This is a genomic window from Jeotgalibaca sp. MA1X17-3, from assembly GCF_021513155.1.
Classification (GTDB): Bacteria; Bacillota; Bacilli; order Lactobacillales; family Aerococcaceae; genus Jeotgalibaca.
This window is the reverse complement of the sequence record NZ_CP090983.1, coordinates 443,257-463,679: the sequence shown is the minus strand read 5'-3', so window position 1 is coordinate 463,679 and position 20,423 is coordinate 443,257. Positions and strand designations below refer to the sequence as shown.

The following is a 20,423-nucleotide window of genomic DNA, read 5'->3' as shown; positions in this document are numbered from 1 at the left end:
ATAGCTTAGAAAACATCTCGAGCTTTACGTAACTTTACAAATCCTTCTAAATCATCCGCTTGAAGAAACAGATTGATTTTCTTTTCCTTGCCAATCGTTGTAGGTAACGTTGACTTTCCCTTTTTACGCAATTCATCCACTTCAGTCAACGCCTTAGAGATAAAGGGATCAGATGGTTCTATAGAATGTGCAAAGCGTAAATTGGTCTGTGTATATTCATGAGCCGCATAGACTTGTACTTCATCGTCTAATTGTTTAAATTTCTGTAAGGCATCGTACTGAGCTTGGTAGTCTCTTGTAAAGACTCGACCACAACCCGCTGAGAATAAAGAATCACCACAAAAAAGTGCCTCCTTAGTCAAAAAGCTAATATGTCCCTGCGTATGTCCCCCTGTTTTTAATACATCAAACGTTTGGTCTAACAAATGAACAGTATCCCCTTCTTCTACAAGATGATTCGCTACAGACTCTGTTTCTTTGGGCCCATAAATAGGAATCATTGGATATTTTTTTAAAATTTCCTCAACGCCACCTATATGGTCGTCATGATTATGTGTTAATAAAATAGCCTTTAAATGTAAATTGTTTTCGTCTAAATAATCCAGCACTTGTCTGGATTCTCCCGGATCGACTACTACTGCTTCTGTACCTTCTTGGATGATCCAAATGTAATTATCAGAAAAAGCTTTTACAGAATGAATATTCATCTATCTTACCCCCTTCTTTTCTTTATTATATAGGACTTGTCTTATATTGTTTACCAATTTGTTTGACTTAGAGATTAATTAAAATAAGTGCAAGTACTGTCAAAACAATCGCTACTTGATTTTTTCTAGTGATTTTCTCTTTAAATAAGAAATATCCACCTATATTAATCAGCACAATGCTGGCCGCACTATAGATCGGAAAGACTACTGACGTTTTTAAAGTAGCGAGTGACAGTATTAAAAAGTACGAAGAAAACAAATTAGGAATTCCAACTACAAAGCCTGTTAAAATATCTTTTTTGGTTATTTTTCTTTTTTCTTTAACTGTATAGAAAATACTTACTAGGAAAGCCGTAAAAAATATTGCAAAAAGAAAAACATCTTTATAGTCATTTAATGCATATTTTTGATAAATTTTACTAGAAAATTCTGCCATTCCTCCAAATACAAACAAAAAGATAATCGTAGGCTTTACATCAAACTTTTCAAGCGACTTCTGTGATAAATTGACAATCAGAATGGAAACCAAAGATAAAATAATTCCTATCCATTGAATAACAGAAGGAAACTCTTTCCATATAACGATTGAAAAAATCATAGGAATCAATATCCCTAATTTGGCAATGGTTCCTGAAATTCCTACTCCATTTTCTTTTATACTCTTTTGGTAATACGTAAAAGAAAGAAAAAAGAATGAACCAAATATTCCACCAACAATTAACCCCCAAATGATGCTGGAAGAAGGAGATAAAATATGTTCTGGATTAGTAGATAAGAGAGAAAAATCTTTTGCAAAAGATATCTCTCGACTAAAATTAGATAATAACCCTTTGTAAAAAATCATAAATAGACTAATGGAAAAAGCAATAAAGTAGTTAGCACTTGTAATGACCATTCGGTTTGCGTTCGAATTTTCGGTATATTTAAAAATAAGAGCAATTGATGCACTGCATATAATCGCTAACGTTAAATAAAACATAATGACCTCCTTTTTCTATTTGTATCGCTGTCGAACGTTTTTATTTAAACGTTGTAGCAAACCTTTCTCTATCCATTCGTACCATCCCTTTGCAATCCCAATCGCAAACACAGGTGAAACAAGTAACATCACTGTAGGGTTCAACCACTGTCCAAAAACAGTCGTAAACAACACAATACTAGTACTATGAGTCAGATAAAGACTGAACGAGATTTGTCCCAAAAAAAGAAACGGAGACGATTCAAATAACTGTGTAAGCTTTTTAGACTCGATAACAGCTAATATCAACAAGACAAACCCAGTACCAGTTAGGAGCAATGCCTCCCGCCTAGCAATCGTCACTCCAAATCCAGCCATAATCCATTGAAATGGAATCAGAATAGGAACTAATAATGCAAGCCATCGATGATTCTTGAACCAGAAACAGAATTCATCCAGATGCTTATATAGTACCGCTCCTAAGAAAAAATAAATAAAATAATAGTTGGTTCGGTGTAAACTTGGTGCTGCTTGCAGTAATAAGGCCAGTACTCGATTCAAAACCATCGTTCCTGTGAATACTTTCCACGTTGGATACCGATAGAGCAATACTCCTACAAAAGGCATCAGCAATGAAATACGCCACTCCTGAATGATACTCCAAAAAGCTCCAGCAATCACATCTAGATTACGATCCCCCATTAAAAAAAGGTTTACCGTTTCCCGAAATTGGGGTAAGGACGTCCATTTCACATCAAACGAGCTACTAAGCACAACTCCATTCTTGAGAGTACCCAACAAGAAGATGCAGAGCAAAGTAAGGATCAAAATAGTCCAATAAGGTAAAACTAGACGCATAAACCTTTTTTTGAAAAAGGCGAAAAAATTTAATGTTCGACCTTCTATATATGGTTTAGCAATAACAAATCCTCCGATAATGTAAAACAAAATAACCGCTTCATTCCCGCCCCACAATATTTTTAAAGGAGTAATGGTCATTATTTTCCAGAAAGGATTTTTAAAAGTAAGTTCATAATTTGCTAGGAATCCTACTTCTGTCCATGTTAGCACATGAAAAAACATCACGAAAAGTGCGGCTAGGCCTCGCATTCCATCAAAAGAAGCAATCCGTTTATTTTTCTTTTGAGAAACTTCTATCACAATCCCCACCCCTTTCATGTCATGGATAGTTTACGAAATGAATGAAACAAAAAGCAAGCCAGAACCTTTCAGCCTATGAAGATATATTTTCGTTTTGAAAGTTTATAGGTACTATTACTTTCACATATTTATCGTTCTAATAATGAAAAAAGAAAGAAGAATTAGAACATTAAAAAATAAAAGGTGATCCTTTGACAATAACTCCTCATCATTATATACTTAAACTAGAATCGTTTACAAATGTAAGCAATAGTTGACAACCTACTTCTTTCGCTTTTATTTAAAGGAGGAATTTTTTATGCACGAACATCAAGAACAAAAAGAACAACACTCTCATCATGATCATCACGCTCATATGATTGAGAATTTCAAGAAAAAATTGTGGATTAGTTTACTCGTATCTATTCCTATTTTAATTCTGTCTCCTATGTTACAAAATTTGTTAGATTATAACCTCTCTTTTCCTGGTTCTAAGATTCTTCTTTTCTTACTAGCATCCTTTGTTTTTTTCTATGGAGGTCAACCTTTTCTAAGTGGTGCCAAAACGGAATTGTTTAAAGATCGAACGCCCGGTATGATGACACTCATCTCCTTAGCTATCGTTGCTTCATATGTATATAGTTCGCTAACTACTTTCTTTATAGAAGGAAGTGATTTCTATTTTGAATTAGCAACGTTAATCATTGTAATGTTACTCGGACATTGGATTGAGATGAGGTCACAAATGGGCGCATCTAAGGCTTTGGAAGAACTCATTGAGTTAATGCCTAATGAAGCACACAAAATCGATCCTGAAGGAAATGTGACCGATATATCTGTAGAAGAATTACATCCTGATGATCATATCCTTGTAAAATCTGGTGAAAAAATCCCTTTAGATGGAGAAATCTTAGAAGGAGAATCTACTCTCGATGAATCCATGCTTACAGGAGAGTCGGTTCCTATCGACAAAAAAGTGGGAGATAACGTTATTGGAGGATCCATTAATGGAAATGGAGTCTTAACGGTTCAAGTTAAAAAAATAGGTTCAGATACCTATCTTTCTCAAGTTGTTGAATTAGTTAAAAATGCACAAGCGACAAAATCTCGCGCACAAGGATTTGCAGATTTAGTTGCGAAATGGCTCTTCTATATTGCAGTGGCCTCGGGGATTGCTACCCTCTCTTATTGGATTGTAGTGGCAGATTTTGAGTTTGCACTCCAACGTATGGTTACCGTTCTTATTATCGCCTGTCCACACGCTTTAGGTTTGGCAATGCCATTAGTCAGTGCCGTGTCCACTTCCATTGCTGCCAAAGAAGGTCTTTTAATACGAAATCGAACTCAATTTGAATCTGCTCGAAAGATTGATAAAGTAGTGTTTGATAAGACCGGTACGTTAACAGAAGGTCAATTCGGAGTCGATGATATTTTACCTGTAAAAGGAATCAAAGAAGAGGACTTATTACAAATTGCCTATTCAGTAGAAAGTCAGTCAGACCATCCCATCGCAAAGGGAATTGTTCGAGAAGGCGAGAAAAGAGGTCTTTCAAAACTAGCGGTTACGGACTTTGAAAACTTAACAGGAAGAGGACTAAAAGCAACTATTGAAAAAGAAGCGATATCCATCCTCAGTCCCGGTGCTATGAAAGAAAGAGAAATTTCCTTTGATACAAATCACTTTTCAAAATTAGCTGAAGAAGGAAAGACAGTCGTCTTTGTATTAAAAGAAAATACACTACAAGGAATGCTAGCTTTAAGTGACATCATTCGTTCATCCGCTTATGAAACCATTCAAAAATTGAGTGAACGAGGAATTGAATCCATTATGATTACAGGAGACAATGAAAAAGTAGCACAAAATGTTGGAAAGGAATTAGGTCTAACTCAAGTGGTGGCCGAAGTCTTACCTGACGAAAAATCTAAACATATCCAACGACTAAAAGAAAATGGAACAAAAAAAGTAGCCATGGTTGGTGACGGAATCAATGATGCTCCTGCTTTAGCAGAAGCAGATATTGGAATTGCTATTGGAGCCGGAACAGATGTAGCAATTGAAACTGCCGATATTGTGTTAGTAGATAGTGATCCACGAGATGTACTCAATGTGATGAACTTATCTAAAGCCACCCATCGAAAAAACGTTCAAAATCTAGTTTGGGCAGCTGGGTACAACATTATTGCAATCCCACTTGCAGCAGGAGTACTGATTAATCAAGGAATTGTTATTACCCCTGCTATTGGAGCAGCCGTTATGTCATTAAGTACAATTATCGTTGCCATCAATGCCCGTCTCTTAAAAGTTGATGATGTTACCCAGAATAAACAAGACGCCTAGTTCACCTTTCTCTTAAAATATATAGCAAGGCTATGCAATCATTATCATTTATTTGCATAGCCTTGCTTATTTTTTTCATATAGTAGTTCATGTAGCTATGAAAAGACTTTTTCTGTTATCATATTCTTACTAAGATATAATGGAGGTAAATCAATCATGCTGAAATTTGAACATAAATTACGTGGGAATGTTGCTCTAGGGATTAACCCACTTGGATGTAAACAACAAGTATGGAATGAAATTAATTACGTAAAAGAGAAAGGGACGTATGAAGGTCCTAAAAAAGTACTAGTTATTGGTGCTTCATCCAGTTATGGTCTGTCCACTCGAATTAGCTTAGCTTTCGGTGCTGGAGCAGATACCATTGGAGTTTCATTTGAAAAGGGACCAAAGAGTGCAAGAAACCTAGGAACAGCCGGTTGGTATAATAATATTGCTTTTCGTGAAGCTGCTGAAGAAGAAGGCCTCATTGCCAAAAACTTTGTTCAAGATGCTTTTAGTAAGGAGACAAAGCAAGACGTTATCGATTATATAAAGAATGAATTTGGTGGGAAAGTCGATTTAGTTGTCTATAGCTTAGCAAGTGGGGTTCGGAAAGATCCGGAAACAGGAGAAATCTACCACTCTTCTATTAAAGCAATTGGAGAACCCGTTGTTGGTCCTACCATCAATATGGAAAAACAATTATTCTATACAGAAACGCTAGAACCTGCAACAGACCAAGAAATTGCGGATACCGTCAAAGTAATGGGCGGAGAAGACTGGCAATTATGGATGGAAGCACTAAAAGAAGCTGATGTGCTTGCTGATGGAGTTCTTACAACTAACTATTCTTACTTAGGGACAGAGTTGAATCATCCTTATTATGGTGGGGGTACTCTTGGTCGTGCGAAGGCAGATTGTGATGTGAAAGCAGAGAATATTAATGAGTTACTTTCTGATATAAACGGGAAAGCTACAATGGTTGTAGCAACTGCCGTTACAACAAAAGCAAGTGCGGTTATTCCATTTTTCCCGGTTTACTGTATTGCACTGTTTAAAGTAATGGAAGAAAAAGGCACACACGAAACACCAATCATGCATCAAGATCGAATTTATCGAGAAATGATTTACGGCGGAAAGCCAGAATATGATGAAGCAGGTAGACTTAGACCTGATAACTGGGAAATTGACCCGGACACTCAGGCAAAAACAAAAGAATTAGTTCATCAATTGAATGCAGAAAACTTTAACTCTGAACGAACAGCTTTTGATACAATACTAAAAGAATTCTCTGTTTTGAGTGGCTTTATGGTGGAAAACTATGTAGAACAAGACATTACGTTAGAAGAATTAAAAGAATTAACTTATTAATTCTTATATATTTCATATCAAAAAGCGGTATTCCCTACAGGCTTAAATGCCTATCGGGAATACCGCTTTTTAGTTTTCTCTATTATCTTTTAATAATATTCGTGGGATCCCCTTCCAGGAAAGCAACGGTATTATCGAAAGCAATTTTTGCTCGACGTTCCATTGCTTCATCTGTTAAAAAGGCAACGTGTGGTGTTAAGATTGTATTTTTTGCGTGTAGTAATTTATAGTCTGCTGGAATAGGAGGTTCCATGTCAAAAACATCAATTCCTGCTCCTACAATTTTACCTTGATTAAGCGCTTCTGCGAGGGCATCATTATCAACGATAGGCCCTCGTGCTGTATTAATAAGGATTGCATCTTCTTTCATAAGGGCTAATTTTTCTGCAGAAATCATTCCTCTTGTAGAAGGCTGTAAAGGAACGTGAAGAGAAATAATATCCGATCGTTTCATCAGGTCATCTAATTCTACATATTCCATTTCTAATTCTTTTGCTTCTGATTTTTCATGAGGAGAATTCCCAATTAAATGAGCACCAAATGCTTTAAATAACTTCGCAGTCATCAAACCAATCTTACCTGTCCCAACAATCCCAACTATTTTTCCTTTTATTTCTTTCCCTTGAAGAGGCCCTGAAAAGTCAACTTGCCGAATTGCTTGATTGCCATATGTAATTCCCCTATATAAATCAAGTACCAATCCCATTGCAAGTTCTGCAACAGCTTGATCTGCATATCCTGCAGCATTAGAAATTAAGATATCTTGATTTTTTGCAGAACTTATTTCTACGTGATCTACACCTGTAAATGCAACATTAATTAATTTTAACTTTTCATTTTGATCAATAGCCTCTACTGGATACGGAGTATTAGCAATCATTACGATGTCTGCATCTTTACTTCGCTCCACTAACTCATCTGGATCAGTTGTTTTCTCATCATAATAAACAAATTCATGTCCTAAGTCTGTGATCGCTTTTGAACGTTTCTCTACTTGCTTACGTGATATATTTAGTGGTTCTAATAATTTAACAAGCATGTATATCTTCTCCTATTTTCTTACTTAAATTTAACGGCTGTTCCATAAACGATAACTTCTGCTGCACCTTGCATGATTGCCGAAGAGGCATAGCGGATATTTACAATTGCATCCGCTCCTAAGTTGGTGGCTTCCTCTACCATCCGCTTTGTTGCAACTGCTCTTGCATCGTTCATCATTTCATTATACGCCTTGAGTTCTCCACCTAGTAAGGTTTTCAATCCTTGCGAAATATCTTTTCCCACATTTTTAGATTGAATGGTACTCCCTTTTACGATTTCTAACATTTCAAATTCTTTCCCACTAATATAATCAGTATTTACTAAGATCATCTTTATCTTCCTCCTTGATTTCATTTATTCTCTCAAACAATAGAGATACCATTAATACTATCAACCCTATTGGGATGACTAATAACCCTACTTTCATTATAAAAGGAATTCCACTACTAATTGAAAACCCTATCCACATATAAAACAAGAAATAAGAGATGACCAAGATCGTAATAACAATCGCTGCTACCATCTTTTTTGATTTCTTTTTCAATAGAATCTCCCCTCTTTTCTAATTTTGAGATTTCACAAAAATAGAATAAAAAGTGACAACCACTCCCTACTATAATACCCATCAAATTTTAATTTGTATAGGCTAATAAGTTTTTCGAATTTTAAAGATTTACTTTTGAATGTTTTCTTTTTCGATGAATAGTCTGAAAGAACATGATCCTGAAACTCTTTTGAAAAAAGCTTGATGAAATTTTATATAATACAAGTAGGAAGCATTTATTCCATAACTACTGGATTTTTCCAAAAATGCTCATAGATAAACTGACTATCTTCCTTTTGAATAAACCGCAAATCAAAATTAGCTGGACTATCTCCTTCTTTGAACCACACTTCAATATGACCGATATCTTTCTTCATTAACCATTTTGATGAAGAGCGAGTAAATGATTGCACATTTTGATGGGCAATAAATAATTGAACGGTTGAAAGACCTTGGAACTGTTGCAAGCACAAAATTTTGTTCTTTTGAATATCATACCCTTGCTTTTGACTCTTCGCCCATTGGTAGAGAAGTGAAATAATAAGAATTACGAGAAAGACCAAGCCAACCCATTCTTTTATAAACCATCCACCGATCATCAACGGTACCCACATTAGAAGCATCCAGCGCCAAAAATACCATATGCTTCCTTTCGTAACTGGTTGGATAGCAGGCTCTGTGATGGGCATAGTAGGAAGAAAATCAGTTAATATTTCATAAACGATTTTAGTTTGAATGAGTGGAAATAATAGAACTTTTTTTGAAGCCATACCTTCCCCTTCCTTTTCCTGTCCACCCATAAGAATTAGTTCCACTGTGGACATTCCAAAAAAGTTACGTAAAACTTGCTTGTTTACTTTAACTCCTTGTATTTTTTTCAAAGGGATTTTTTGGACTTTTCTTTCAAGCAATCCATATTCAATGGACAAAGTATCATTTTGAAGCTTCACTTTAAATTGATAGAACAAAACAAAGTTTTTTAATAAGGATAAAAGAGCAATCACTACTATCCCAATCAGAAACACAAATATACTAATCATCCATTGTAGACTACTCATCCACATCTCGACATTTGTAAATAGTCTGTCCGGTACCCAATCCATTAGAAAAGAAAAGGCCGTAATCAAAACAAAAAATACGGTCATATCTGTTAATGCATACAACGAAATTTGAGTATTAGACAACTGAAAGGACGTGTCAGTAGATGACTTTGCTGCATTTTCTTTTTGAAAATCCGTACGAGAATAATTTCGTAGCTGTTCAATTTTTTCTACAAGCGAAATATCTACTGCTGTTAAAGAGGCTTCCGCTTCACCAGGAGTACTACTAGCTGTTTCAATCAGGAGTTCAACTACATGAAATGGCTTAAAGAAAAACCATTGCCTCTGCTTAATCGTTTGAATACGGTCGTAAGTGATATCTGTTTCTCTTTTCTTCACAAGACCTTTATAAACAACTACTTTTTGCGGTGTTACTTGATATGTATGTGTAAAATACTTAAAAATACTCATCAATATAACTATTACAAGGATCCCACTAATCGCTGCTATTTGAAAAAGACTAATTCCATCACTATTTATGAGGATCATAAATATTAAAAAGAGCCAACTCCGAATTCCTCTAATAAAGTAGACGAACATAACGGAAGGATGAAATTTTTTCCGTTCATGATTCATCTTCACTTGCCTCCTCCACTTTCTGCAATAGACTTTGACGTAAGATTTCTGAGTCTTCAATAGAAAGGCCTGCAAGATGATGAGCGGTTGCGGCAGTATGGACAACCAATTCCATTAGATTTTCTCTTCTTAAAAAAGGACCTTGTTCCGTTTCTATATGTTGAATTCTTGAAAAAGGGACATAGGTAATCGAACGAAAAATAAAACCTTTTTGAAAAACAAGCTCTTCATTCGTTATTTCATATCGGAAATATTGATAACGATACTTTATAAGTACAAAATTCAATAGATAAAGAATACATACGAGTGCAAAATAGATAGTAAGTATGAGGGTCCAAACAGGATTCAATCCCTCAAAATATATAACGATACTTGTGACACCTATTCCCAACGTTAAAAAGAAAATAAAAGTAGTCAAACTCGTTTTCTTCCAAACCGTTCTTATTGATTCGGGTAGTTGATTCTTTAATAGGGGATAATCCATCATCTGTCTCCTTTTATCCTTCATTTTTTACATCTGTTCCTTATGTAGAATAAGACGAATCCATTTATCTCAGGAGTTCTAACGATCTAAAGCTTCAATATTATTTAATTGACGGGATGCTACATATAAAAATAGTGTCATAACAATTAGTGCATATAAAGATATCGTTATAAAACTTAAAAATAAAGAAATACTCGTTATAAATGCTAACGCTATAATGGGTCCAATCATAAGAATGATCGTAACAAAGATATTAATCATGGATGCAATCGTTTTGCCAATCTTAGCACCCTGGATTTCTTCAATAAAAATGGACACATACGTAATCATTGCCTTTAGTAAACTTTGGACTATAATTGCATAAAAAATCTCTAAGATTGAAACTCTCATCAATAGGCCTGCTGGTACTGTTAAAAAAACAACACGAATCAACGAAAGAAAATGTTCTAATAATGTTGCATGAAATAATTTTTTGATCGATGAATCTGGCATTACAAAGATATAGTAATTTTTAAATTCACTTTTCCAGCCAGCTGCCGGTTTAAAAAATACAGATAAGTACACGCTAATTCCTATCATTATTTCAAAAAAGTAGCTACTATCCATAAAGTCATCGAAAATAATGGATACAACGCCTAATCCGATTCCTGCAATCAAATAAATAATATCTCCAAAGGATAAAAAGTACTTTTTCACCCTTCTACGTTCCATTACTTGTTTATAGAAAATTACTTTTGAATTCAATCCTTTTAATGTACCTTCATACGAATACTTTTTTTGTTTTTTCCCAAAGGCCTCAGCAATTGTAACATCACCTTTTTTACTTTGTAATAAGGCTACATTTTCAGAAAAAGATAAAGCATCTTCATAATAATCACCTGTACTTTTCATTTTATAAGCAACATAGGTTAAATAAATCGTTGAAATAAAAAATAAGCTCGTTGCTAATAACGATAGAGGTGTTGCACCTAAGATCATCAAGTTTAGCCAACCTAGCTGCCACCCAAAAATGGGGATCATTAACACGAAAGGAGAAGAGATTATTGACAGTAAGTACGCAATGTCAAACCCATTTTTTAAACTTTGACTGATGACCATGGTTAGTAAAAAGATAGTAAAGGTAAGTAAGATTAAATAAACAGCTATTTTAATTATTTGTTTTTGCTTAAGCGTTATTTCTTCACTTGCATACATAATAATTGCTAGACTATAACTTAAAAAATTTGAAAATATTATATTTATAGTGATATAAATAAAACTTATTAGAAGTGGAATATCAAAGACAAAAATGGCTGCAATTAGAAACATAGCTTGCATGACAACATTAATAAATATATCCTTTGATAACGCATAAATTAGTGCCTGCTTAGGCGGTATGGGACTAGCTAGTATAAAGTTAATATCTTGCTGCTTAAAATTTACTCCTTTTCTTTTAAAGTAAGTTAACGTCATAGGCATACTTAAGTACAGAGTTCCAATACTCGCAATGAAAACAAAACCTGCTCTACTATTTAAACCAAAATTTGTAAGGAATCCTTTCAATATAAAAGGTAGATATAAATAGTAAATCGTAACTAGAATGATTCCAATTGATTTTAGTGGTTTTTTGATTGATTTTCGGAATACATTTACTAGGGATCGTTTCGTTAAATACACTAATGACCTATTCATTGTCCTCACCTGTTATGGTAAAAAATAATTCTTCTAAATCTATTTGATCCGTCTCTGAACGGACAACATTATCAATAACCTTCCCTTCCTTCATAAAAATAACACGATCCCACAAGTCTTCGATCATTTCAATCATATGGGTACTGATCATAACCGTTTTATTTTCTGCTTTTAATTCAATAATTAATTTTTTTATTTCTTTAATAGCCTTTGGATCAAGGCCAATCATTGGCTCATCTAAAATAATTACTTCGGGATCAACAATAACTGCCGCACAGATACTCACTTTCTGCATCATCCCTTTAGAGAGTTCATCACCTAATTTATTTTGTTTATCCTCTAAGTCAAACCTTTTTAGTAAGGTATCAATTTTCTCGTTATCAACAACTTTTCCATAAGCTAAAGCCATATACTCAATGTGTTCCCGAACTGTAAGTAGAGGAAATAATGTTGGTATTTCTGGAACATAAGCTAAAATCCGCTTCGCTTTTAAGTCTTTATTATCGTATGGCCCTATTTCTATTTCTCCTTTAAACCGTAAGAGACCAACAATACTTTTAATGGTTGTTGACTTACCCGCTCCATTTGGTCCGACAAGAACGGCAACTTCTCCTTCATGAATATTAAAACTTACATGATCAACTGCTTTCATATTTTTATAGGACTTACTCAAGTTATTTACTCTTAACATAAAAAAACCTCCTCATCTAAGAACTAATTGTAACATAATCACAAGCAGTTCTGAAATCCATCAAAACCCTTTATCTATGAGCGATTCTTTGCTCTTTTTATTAAAAAGAGAACGAGACAAAAGGTGTTTAAACCCGAACACTGGAGCAAATAAACGGAAAATCATCGCAGACTATCTGAATATGAATTGGGAAGTGGATGTCGGTTTATTCCACGTTTAAGAATATGGTTAAGAAGCAGGAAAGAGGCTGGGATTTTTGTCCCAACCTCTTCTATGATATCGTTATTTACTATCAAAATTGCACCTTCTACTTTATCTCGCTTCTAAATCTTACAAATCCATATATGCAAATAAAAACTAGGAATTGAAAAGGAATAACCAGTAACTGAGTTAGATTTCCCTGAGGAGCTTCAAGTATCACAGCTAGGCCTATATTTAAGAGAAATAGTAACGAAAAGAAACTAAATGTCATAATGACTAGACTTGTAAAAAAAGGCCGAACCCTTTTAGTGAGTAAGAAAAGCATACATAGAAGAGAAAGGATTATAAAAGCATTCTCCAATTGTAGTGAATAATTAGAGACCATTGATAATTTTTCAATCTCTGCTTGACTAACTTGATATACGGATGATTCGGTAAAATCATACCCCATAGACTTTAGAACATGAGGTTTATTTATTTCAGCAGCTACATAAGTAAAATTTACGACTGCTAGTACTATAAAGCTAAAATAAACTGGAATGTTTGATTTTGCAAAGATCTGCTTGTTCATTTTCCTCCTCCTCAGTATGTCCCCTCGATTTTTTTATTACTCTTTACATGATTTTCAAGAAATGTCTTCACATAAATCAGACTTGGTACGTACGATGACAGGAACAGCTCCACTATCCATACAATTTCTATATATTTTTCTAGTCTACGAAGGTTATAGTCGTTATTAAAAGACATGTAAATAAAAATTGTATCAATAATGTGTTCTCAAATATCTCTACATGATGACACAAAATAGTAGTATTTTGTATGAATTCAGTATTTCATGAATGAGCTAAAAAATCAAGCTTCTTCATTTTCATCAAACGATATTTTCGTTCGTCAAATATTCTGAATATTAAAGTGGTAAATCTTTTTTTATAAAAATCACATTTGACGCTGTATATAAGACTATCGCAATAATTCCTAACGCAGCTAATCCCCAGCCAAACTCTCCACCAGCTAATATTGCATCTGTATCAAATAAACTGGTTATCGTGAGGTATTCTAGTGCAGATGTACTGTCTTCCATCAGTTGTTGGATCATTGTAATCAGGAAGAAAGCAAATGGGATTCCACCACCAATAGCCAAAGATAATCCCGTTCGATTAAAGAGCGTAGATGTGAAGAATGAAATAGAGCTCATGACTAGAATTAAAGTAAGCAAACCAAGACTCAACCAGAAATAGGTTTCTATATCGAATTCCAGAGCAGTATCGACCGATCTTGCTGCTGATACCATCGCCTGATTGGCCATAGTGATAATTTGTTTTTCAGTTAAACCCGTTGCTTCTATCGATGCCTTTAAAGCAGTAGAATTTTTAATTAAAGTTAAATTTCCATTTATTTGGTCACTACTAATATTCAGGGCCATTGCAGAAGACTCAATCACAGTCTTTAATAACCGTTCCGTATTGTTTTCTGTAACTACAACTTCTAATTGAGATTCTTGTTCTTCCGTATCCTTCCCTTCCGCTTCTAGCATCTCGATTTCATCCATGATCAATTGTCGATATTCATTAACAGAAATGCCTTGTACTCGTGCACCAGCTACCAGAGCATCATTACTTGCTAAAATCATCGTAGGATTTTCAATTAATTCTTTCGTTGTAATTTCAATATCTTCGTCTTCCATGTCATCATCGTTTTCATAGGTATCCCCGCGTTCATCTGTGATAATATTTGCTGCTTTTTCATAGGAATTAGTATCAATAACGTTTCTTAAATAGATGGAATAAGCATCCGTGTCCATATCTCGAGCTGCAGCAGCTTCACGCATGGCTTGGTCATCATCTTGGATAAGATACAAACGTTCCGATAAATAACGCTCTTTCTGATTTAAGGTTTCTGACGCTGCTTTTATATCGTCCGTGATTGCATAACCAGTCACATTGTTATACTGCAATTGCGAAGCGCCTAATCCAGATAATGAAATAATCATATACATTAAAACAACCGACAAGATAAGGTAAAGGGACTTTGTAAAAATAACACTGGAACGCTTAATTGGTGTTGATAAAGTGTAAGCCATAGAGCCAGAGTCTACCTCATTGACTACAAGGTTATTTGCTGTAAACACAACATAGACAATTCCAAGAATAACCGCAATCAGTTTGTAGAAATTTTCTAAGCTCCCTAAAAGACTAGTCATAGACGAGAGAAAGTTAGAAAAAGCAGTTCCTTTTGCTGCCGCAGCAATAGAGGCATATCCTGCTGCATCGTAATTCATGATAAAACCAGATAAAATCGTTGAAGCAACAATTGTTATAATGGCCCATAGTTTCCAATTGGCTTGAATACTTTGCTTAAAAATTGGTTTTGAGAACATTTATACTTCCTCCTTGAATACCTTAGTAATATACTTTTCAAATGAGTTTTTGATTTCCTTAAAATAAACTAAATCAAAGGTTTTCAAATCGTTAATAAGATGGTTGATATCATGATCATGAATCTGGATAAACACTTGCAAGTCATCTGCTTTCACTTGTTCGATTTGGTAGTTTAAACGTAAGAAACGTTCAAAATCTTCAAGTGACTTAAATTCCATTCGATATATTTTATTTTGGTTATACCGAATTTTTTTCATGTCAGTAACTTCAATCATTTTCCCCTCTCGAATCACAGCTACTCGGTCACAGACTTCTTCTACTTCTCGGAAAATATGACTCGACATAAAAATTGTCTTGCCTTTTTCTTTTTCTTTTTTTAAGAGATCAAGAAAAATGTCACGCATTAACGGATCTAATCCTGTAGTTGGTTCATCCATAATTAAAAGTTCTGCATCGGATGCAAAAGCTGAAACAATCGCTGTTTTTTGTTTCATCCCCTTACTCATAGAACGAACAGGAGATGTCATATCTAATTGAAGGAGGTTACTCAATTCCTTTGCGTGCTCCCAACTTCCTCGGCCAGATAAATACATTTGATCCTTTAAGAATCCTTCACCTGTCGTATTTCCTGGAAAATTGATTTCTCCCGGAATATAGGACACGTAACGTTTAACTTCTGCACTATTTTTTGTAGCATCTAGCTCATTGATCGTAACGCTACCTTCATCCGGTTTCAGAAAGCCCATCATGTGACGAATCGTAGTCGTTTTCCCTGCTCCATTAATTCCTACAAAACCATATATTTCTCCTTTTTCTATTTCTAAAGATATATCAAATACACCTCGGCCTTTACCGTAATCCTTTGTTAGATGGTTGATTTCAATGTAAGCCATATTGTAAATTCTCCTCTCCATCAGCCACTGTTTTCTTGCGATCATAGAAATCCATAAAGTAGTCTTCGAGAGTAAATTTTATTTCAGAAATAAAATGGATTTTCACTTCGCTCAACTCCATAAAAAGTTGCTGTAGCTTCTCATCTATTAGATTCAGTTTCACTTGATTTTGTTCGGGTCTTTTAATCGGAGTAAGGAACTTCGTAGTTTTTATAAAATTTTGATAATCCTCAAAACTAGCAAACTCAATTTTAAAAGCTTTATTCTCATTTTGTTTCAACTGAGCCGCTTCGATTGTTGAGACTACAACACCTTCTTTAATAATTGCAATACGATCACAAGTTGCATCGACCTCACTAAAGATGTGGCTAGATAAAAGGATTGTTTTTCCTTCTTCCTTTTCAGTTAAGATAAATTGAATGAAGCGTTCTTGCATGACTGGATCTAATCCTGAAGTCGGTTCATCTAGGATTAGAATTTTAGGATTATGCATAAAAGCAGTTACAATTGCCAACTTTCTTTTCGTACCCAGACTCATTTTTTTTATTTCTTCAGAAGTATCTATATCGAATCGTTCTTTTAGTCTTATTGCCCTTGTCATGTCAGTCATCTGTCTTTCTTCTGCCATAAATCTAATGAACTGATCTCCTGTCATATTTTTTGGAAAGGCCAATTCTCCTGGTAAATATCCAATATCTTGCTTCATTCTGGCTGCTGATTTCCAGCTATCTTTTCCATTAATAGATAAGTCTCCTTCTTGCGCTTTTGTAAACCCCATTAAATGACGAATCGTTGTCGTCTTCCCAGCGCCATTCGGTCCTAAAAATCCGAAAACTTCTCCTTCTTCTACATCAAAAGAAACATCAAAAATTCCGCGTCCAGCTCCATAATCTTTAGTCACATGTTTTACTTCTATCATAGACATTTTTTCCCCACCTTTATTTAACGTTCAACTGAAAGTAAATGAACATTTGTATCTTTACTTACATCTGCTATACTTAAAAGTATACGTGAATGAATAAGGAGGACAAGAGACATAATCTTGCAACTGTTCATTAAGTAACGTTTACAATCAAAATGTAAGGGAACGATGAAGGAGATGACTTCCAATCATGGAACAATTAGATTTAAGAGTCCAAAAAACATACCAATCACTAATTCATACGTTTGAAAACTTATTACATGAAAAAGAATTTGAAAAAATATCTGTAACAGAAATATGTGAAGCTGCTATGATTCGACGCCCCACTTTTTATAGTCATTTTTTAGATAAATATGACTTTTTAACTTTTTTTATTAAGAATAAAATGAATTTAATTTTTGAGCATGCCTTTCAAGAATTAAATACGGAAGAAAACGATTTTTTTATTTTGGTTTTTGAACAATTACTAAATCAATTTGATAATCTGTTGGATCTCATTTTTAGTTTGCAAATGAATGCAGATATCACGATAGAGCTTGAAAGTATTCAAGAGTATGGACAAAAAATGTTAAGAGATCAAGTAAACACCGGAGAAAATAAGAACGATATCGCTATTGTTACTGAATACAAAGCACAAATAATTATGGGAATAACAATCCAATCTGTTTATTGGTACAAGAATAATAAAAATAAAGTTAGTCGTGAAGAAATGATCTCACTTTATAAAAAAACATTAGAAAAATTATGGTGAGTACAACCAATAGAAAGTTTGTTTTCATTTTTTGTACTTATTCGCAAATATCTATCTTCTTAATAATAAAAAAAATCAAGGATAGCACCCAAAAGGTACTTATCCCTGATTTATTTTTTTATATTTAATTTCTAAACTCACTAAACTTATTTCCAATAGTTATTTGCAGCAGCAACAGTTTGGAAATGAATAGCGACAACTTGCGAGGCAAAGGTTAAACTATCTGCATTTTCTGCATAAATCGGTCGCAAACGTTTCTTAACCTCTGGATCTGGTTGGATCATCCCTACTGCCTTTCGAGCTAAAGTAACCGCCAAATCGTATCCTTCTTCTGGAGTGTCCGTAATTAAGCTTGGTAGCCACGTTTCCATATCTAAAGTCTCCCTTCTTTACTTACTAGGTATAATTTTTAATTTAAGCATCTCTTACACTGGTTTTCTCAACTTCGTAACCTACTGTTCGGATTGCTTTTTCAATTTCTTCAATTGAAATAATATTTTCATCAAATGTCATTCTTGCTTTACTCGCATTGAATAATACTTTAACACTTTCAGTATCGACACCATTTAAGCTCTTTGTTGCATTCTCAATTTTTTGTAAACACGATGGACAAGTTAACGTTTCTAATTGTAAGGTTGCTTTTTTCATAATGAAATTCTCCTTTTTATTTTATATATTTTTTCTTTCCTATCTACATCTATAGGATAACAAATAATCGTGAACAAACTCTTGATCTGAATCAACTATTCTTTATTAATTTTTTAAATGATATTTCAATAGACGCATACCATTTAAAATAACGATTAAAATACTTCCTTCATGAACGAGCATTCCAACAGACATGTTCATCCAATCACTGAAGAACAAGCTGACAATAAGAACAACCACGACACCTATTGCGATTATAATATTTTGAACCATATTCCGAGCCGTTGCTTTTGTTAATCCTAGGGCATGAGATAGATTTTTGAAGTCTGAATTCATCAAAACAACATCTGATGTTTCAATCGCAACATCAGTCCCGCTTCCCATTGCAATTCCAATATCCGCTCTAGCAAGAGATGGACTATCGTTCACACCATCTCCAATGAATGCGACAATTTCTCCCTTATTTTGTCTCTCTACTAAATAAGCTGATTTATCTTCAGGTAGCATATGTCCGTGCGCTTCTGTTAGACCTAATTCGCGAGCGACCACATCAACGGTTCCTTGGTTATCTCCCGAAAGAACAATTAAATTCTTAACACCTAACTTTTTCAATTTTTCTAATTCTTCTTTAACTCCAGGACGAACTTGATCGCGAATCCCCATCACTACTTTTAGTTCCCCATCCACTGCAGTTAAGACCAATGAGTTTCCATCTTTTTCTAACTCTTCGACATAGCGAATGGCTTCTTTGTTCAAATTAATATTTTCTTCTTTCATTAATGCGACATTTCCAACAATAACCTGATATCCTTCGACTTCGGCGATAATTCCTCCACCCTTAACCACATCCGTACGAGTGACTTCTAAAAGTTGAAGATGAGGTAAAGTAGAAAGAACTGCCTTTGCTAATGGATGATCGGACTCATTCTCTACACTTGCTAACAATTGAAGCGCCTTTTCCGTGTTGTCTCCATAGACTTTTGTTCCTGATACTTCTGGATTTCCAATCGTTAACGTACCTGTTTTATCAAATATCATCGTGTCAACTCTCGAAAAGTCATGAATAACTTCGCTTCCTTTTAATAAAACACCATTACGGGCACCATTTCCAATACCTGATACATTCGAAACCGGTACTCCGATCACTAGTGCTCCCGGACATCCAAGCACTAAAATAGTGATGGCTAATTCTATATCTCGTGAGGATAACCAAACAACGATTGCTAAAACAAGAACAGCTGGCGTATACCATTTTGAAAATCGATCAATAAAACGTTCGGCTTCTGATTTTGAATCCTGTGCTTCTTCGACTAGCTCAATAATACGACCAAAAGTAGTGTCTTCTCCAACACGATCGGCCTGGATTTGAATCGTTCCATTTTCTAATATCGTTCCTGCGAAGACTTTGGAGCCTTCCATTTTATTTACTGGAACAGATTCCCCGGTAATGCTGGCTTCATTAATATGACCTTCTCCAACTAAGACGGTTCCATCAACGGGAACTTTTGCACCTGTCTTAACAAGAAGCCTATCGCCTACATCCACTTCATCTATACTCACTTCTACAAATTTACCCGCTTCATTTAATCTTTCCGCAACTTCTGGTGCCATTTCTGTTAGTTCCCGAATAGCTGAACGAGTAGAATTCAGTGTTCGTGCTTCTAGCCAAGCTCCAAATAAGAATAAAAAGGTTACAATAGCTGACTCCTCATAGTTTTGAATCAGGAAAGCACCGATTACCGCTATTGTGACCAGCACATCAATACTTACCACCTTCACTTTTAGTGCTTGATAGGATTGAATCGCAATCGGCGCTACTCCTAGAACAGAAGCAATCATTAATGCGATCTTGAAGATTTCTGCATTTCCAAAAGCAAAATGACTAGTAAAGGCAATCAAAATTAAAATACCACTGATAAATGTAATTTGGTTTTTACTGCGTAAAATATATCCTTGCATACGATCTCTCCTCTTTCTTTATTTTATATATTCATTCTACCCAAATACGTGAAATTATAAATTGATCT

General features: G+C 34.7%; 20 protein-coding genes. 3 read left to right on the top strand and 17 right to left on the bottom strand.

Annotated elements, in window-relative coordinates; translation table 11 throughout:
• Positions 1–5: 5 nt before the first annotated feature.
• The 3 genes from gloB to LZ578_RS02285 all read right to left on the bottom strand — a co-directional run bounded on the left by gloB (position 6) and on the right by LZ578_RS02285 (position 2,826).
• Positions 6–707 (bottom strand): hydroxyacylglutathione hydrolase, encoded by a 702-nt coding sequence (gene gloB, locus LZ578_RS02295; protein WP_235145742.1) that lies wholly within the window; start codon positions 705–707, stop codon positions 6–8.
• A gap of 67 nt (positions 708–774) precedes the next feature.
• Positions 775–1,686, bottom strand: a complete 912-nt coding sequence (locus LZ578_RS02290) for an SMR family transporter (RefSeq protein ID WP_235145741.1) — start codon at positions 1,684–1,686, stop codon at positions 775–777.
• Positions 1,687–1,701: 15 nt separating this feature from the next.
• A complete protein-coding gene (locus LZ578_RS02285; protein WP_235145740.1) occupies positions 1,702–2,826 on the bottom strand; it encodes an acyltransferase in 1,125 nt (374 codons plus the stop codon).
• A 298-nt stretch (positions 2,827–3,124) separates the two neighbouring features.
• On the opposite strand from LZ578_RS02285, the gene LZ578_RS02280 reads away from it, so the two are divergent.
• Both LZ578_RS02280 and fabV read left to right on the top strand, forming a co-directional pair.
• On the top strand, positions 3,125–5,143 hold the full coding sequence (locus tag LZ578_RS02280; RefSeq protein ID WP_235145739.1) for a copper-translocating P-type ATPase: 2,019 nt from the start codon (positions 3,125–3,127) through the stop codon (positions 5,141–5,143).
• 156 nt (positions 5,144–5,299) lie between these two features.
• Complete coding sequence (fabV, locus tag LZ578_RS02275) at positions 5,300–6,496, top strand: enoyl-ACP reductase FabV (RefSeq protein ID WP_235145738.1); 1,197 nt, start codon at positions 5,300–5,302, stop codon at positions 6,494–6,496.
• Positions 6,497–6,578: 82 nt separating this feature from the next.
• Here the strand turns inward: fabV and LZ578_RS02270 are convergent, their stop codons facing one another.
• The 11 genes from LZ578_RS02270 to LZ578_RS02220 all read right to left on the bottom strand — a co-directional run bounded on the left by LZ578_RS02270 (position 6,579) and on the right by LZ578_RS02220 (position 17,000).
• Positions 6,579–7,535: a 2-hydroxyacid dehydrogenase gene (locus tag LZ578_RS02270; protein WP_235145737.1), complete on the bottom strand. Its 957-nt coding sequence runs from the start codon at positions 7,533–7,535 to the stop codon at positions 6,579–6,581.
• A 20-nt stretch (positions 7,536–7,555) separates the two neighbouring features.
• Entirely contained in the window at positions 7,556–7,867 is a 312-nt protein-coding gene (locus LZ578_RS02265; protein WP_235145736.1) for a YbjQ family protein, read from the bottom strand.
• Positions 7,848–8,081, bottom strand: a complete 234-nt coding sequence (locus LZ578_RS02260; RefSeq protein WP_235145735.1) for a hypothetical protein — start codon at positions 8,079–8,081, stop codon at positions 7,848–7,850. The genes LZ578_RS02265 and LZ578_RS02260 overlap by 20 nt, the downstream gene beginning before the upstream one ends.
• A gap of 236 nt (positions 8,082–8,317) precedes the next feature.
• Positions 8,318–9,757, bottom strand: a complete 1,440-nt coding sequence (locus tag LZ578_RS02255; RefSeq protein WP_235146376.1) for a PH domain-containing protein — start codon at positions 9,755–9,757, stop codon at positions 8,318–8,320.
• Positions 9,747–10,244 (bottom strand): PH domain-containing protein, encoded by a 498-nt coding sequence (locus tag LZ578_RS02250; RefSeq protein ID WP_235145734.1) that lies wholly within the window; start codon positions 10,242–10,244, stop codon positions 9,747–9,749. Before LZ578_RS02250 ends, LZ578_RS02255 begins: the two co-directional genes overlap by 11 nt.
• Before the next feature lie 75 nt (positions 10,245–10,319).
• Positions 10,320–11,912, bottom strand: coding sequence for a putative ABC exporter domain-containing protein (locus LZ578_RS02245; protein WP_235145733.1), 1,593 nt, complete (start codon positions 11,910–11,912; stop codon positions 10,320–10,322).
• A complete protein-coding gene (locus LZ578_RS02240; protein WP_235145732.1) occupies positions 11,905–12,603 on the bottom strand; it encodes an ABC transporter ATP-binding protein in 699 nt (232 codons plus the stop codon). The genes LZ578_RS02245 and LZ578_RS02240 overlap by 8 nt, the downstream gene beginning before the upstream one ends.
• 307 nt (positions 12,604–12,910) lie before the next feature.
• Positions 12,911–13,375, bottom strand: coding sequence for a hypothetical protein (locus tag LZ578_RS02235; protein WP_235145731.1), 465 nt, complete (start codon positions 13,373–13,375; stop codon positions 12,911–12,913).
• Positions 13,376–13,711: 336 nt separating this feature from the next.
• Positions 13,712–15,181: an ABC transporter permease subunit gene (locus LZ578_RS02230; protein ID WP_235145730.1), complete on the bottom strand. Its 1,470-nt coding sequence runs from the start codon at positions 15,179–15,181 to the stop codon at positions 13,712–13,714.
• Positions 15,182–16,075 (bottom strand): ABC transporter ATP-binding protein, encoded by an 894-nt coding sequence (locus tag LZ578_RS02225; RefSeq protein WP_235145729.1) that lies wholly within the window; start codon positions 16,073–16,075, stop codon positions 15,182–15,184.
• Entirely contained in the window at positions 16,062–17,000 is a 939-nt protein-coding gene (locus LZ578_RS02220) for an ABC transporter ATP-binding protein (RefSeq protein ID WP_235145728.1), read from the bottom strand. Before LZ578_RS02220 ends, LZ578_RS02225 begins: the two co-directional genes overlap by 14 nt.
• A 187-nt stretch (positions 17,001–17,187) precedes the next feature.
• On the opposite strand from LZ578_RS02220, the gene LZ578_RS02215 reads away from it, so the two are divergent.
• A complete protein-coding gene (locus LZ578_RS02215; RefSeq protein ID WP_235145727.1) occupies positions 17,188–17,748 on the top strand; it encodes a TetR family transcriptional regulator in 561 nt (186 codons plus the stop codon).
• A gap of 146 nt (positions 17,749–17,894) precedes the next feature.
• Here the strand turns inward: LZ578_RS02215 and LZ578_RS02210 are convergent, their stop codons facing one another.
• From LZ578_RS02210 to LZ578_RS02200, 3 genes are all read right to left on the bottom strand, one after another.
• Positions 17,895–18,119, bottom strand: a complete 225-nt coding sequence (locus LZ578_RS02210) for a hexameric tyrosine-coordinated heme protein (RefSeq protein ID WP_235145726.1) — start codon at positions 18,117–18,119, stop codon at positions 17,895–17,897.
• 43 nt (positions 18,120–18,162) lie between these two features.
• On the bottom strand, positions 18,163–18,396 hold the full coding sequence (locus tag LZ578_RS02205; protein ID WP_235145725.1) for a heavy-metal-associated domain-containing protein: 234 nt from the start codon (positions 18,394–18,396) through the stop codon (positions 18,163–18,165).
• A gap of 105 nt (positions 18,397–18,501) precedes the next feature.
• Positions 18,502–20,355 carry a heavy metal translocating P-type ATPase gene (locus tag LZ578_RS02200; RefSeq protein ID WP_235145724.1) on the bottom strand — a complete coding sequence of 618 codons (1,854 nt, stop codon included), beginning with the start codon at positions 20,353–20,355 and terminating at the stop codon, positions 18,502–18,504.
• Between the last annotated feature and the right edge of the window lie 68 nt (positions 20,356–20,423).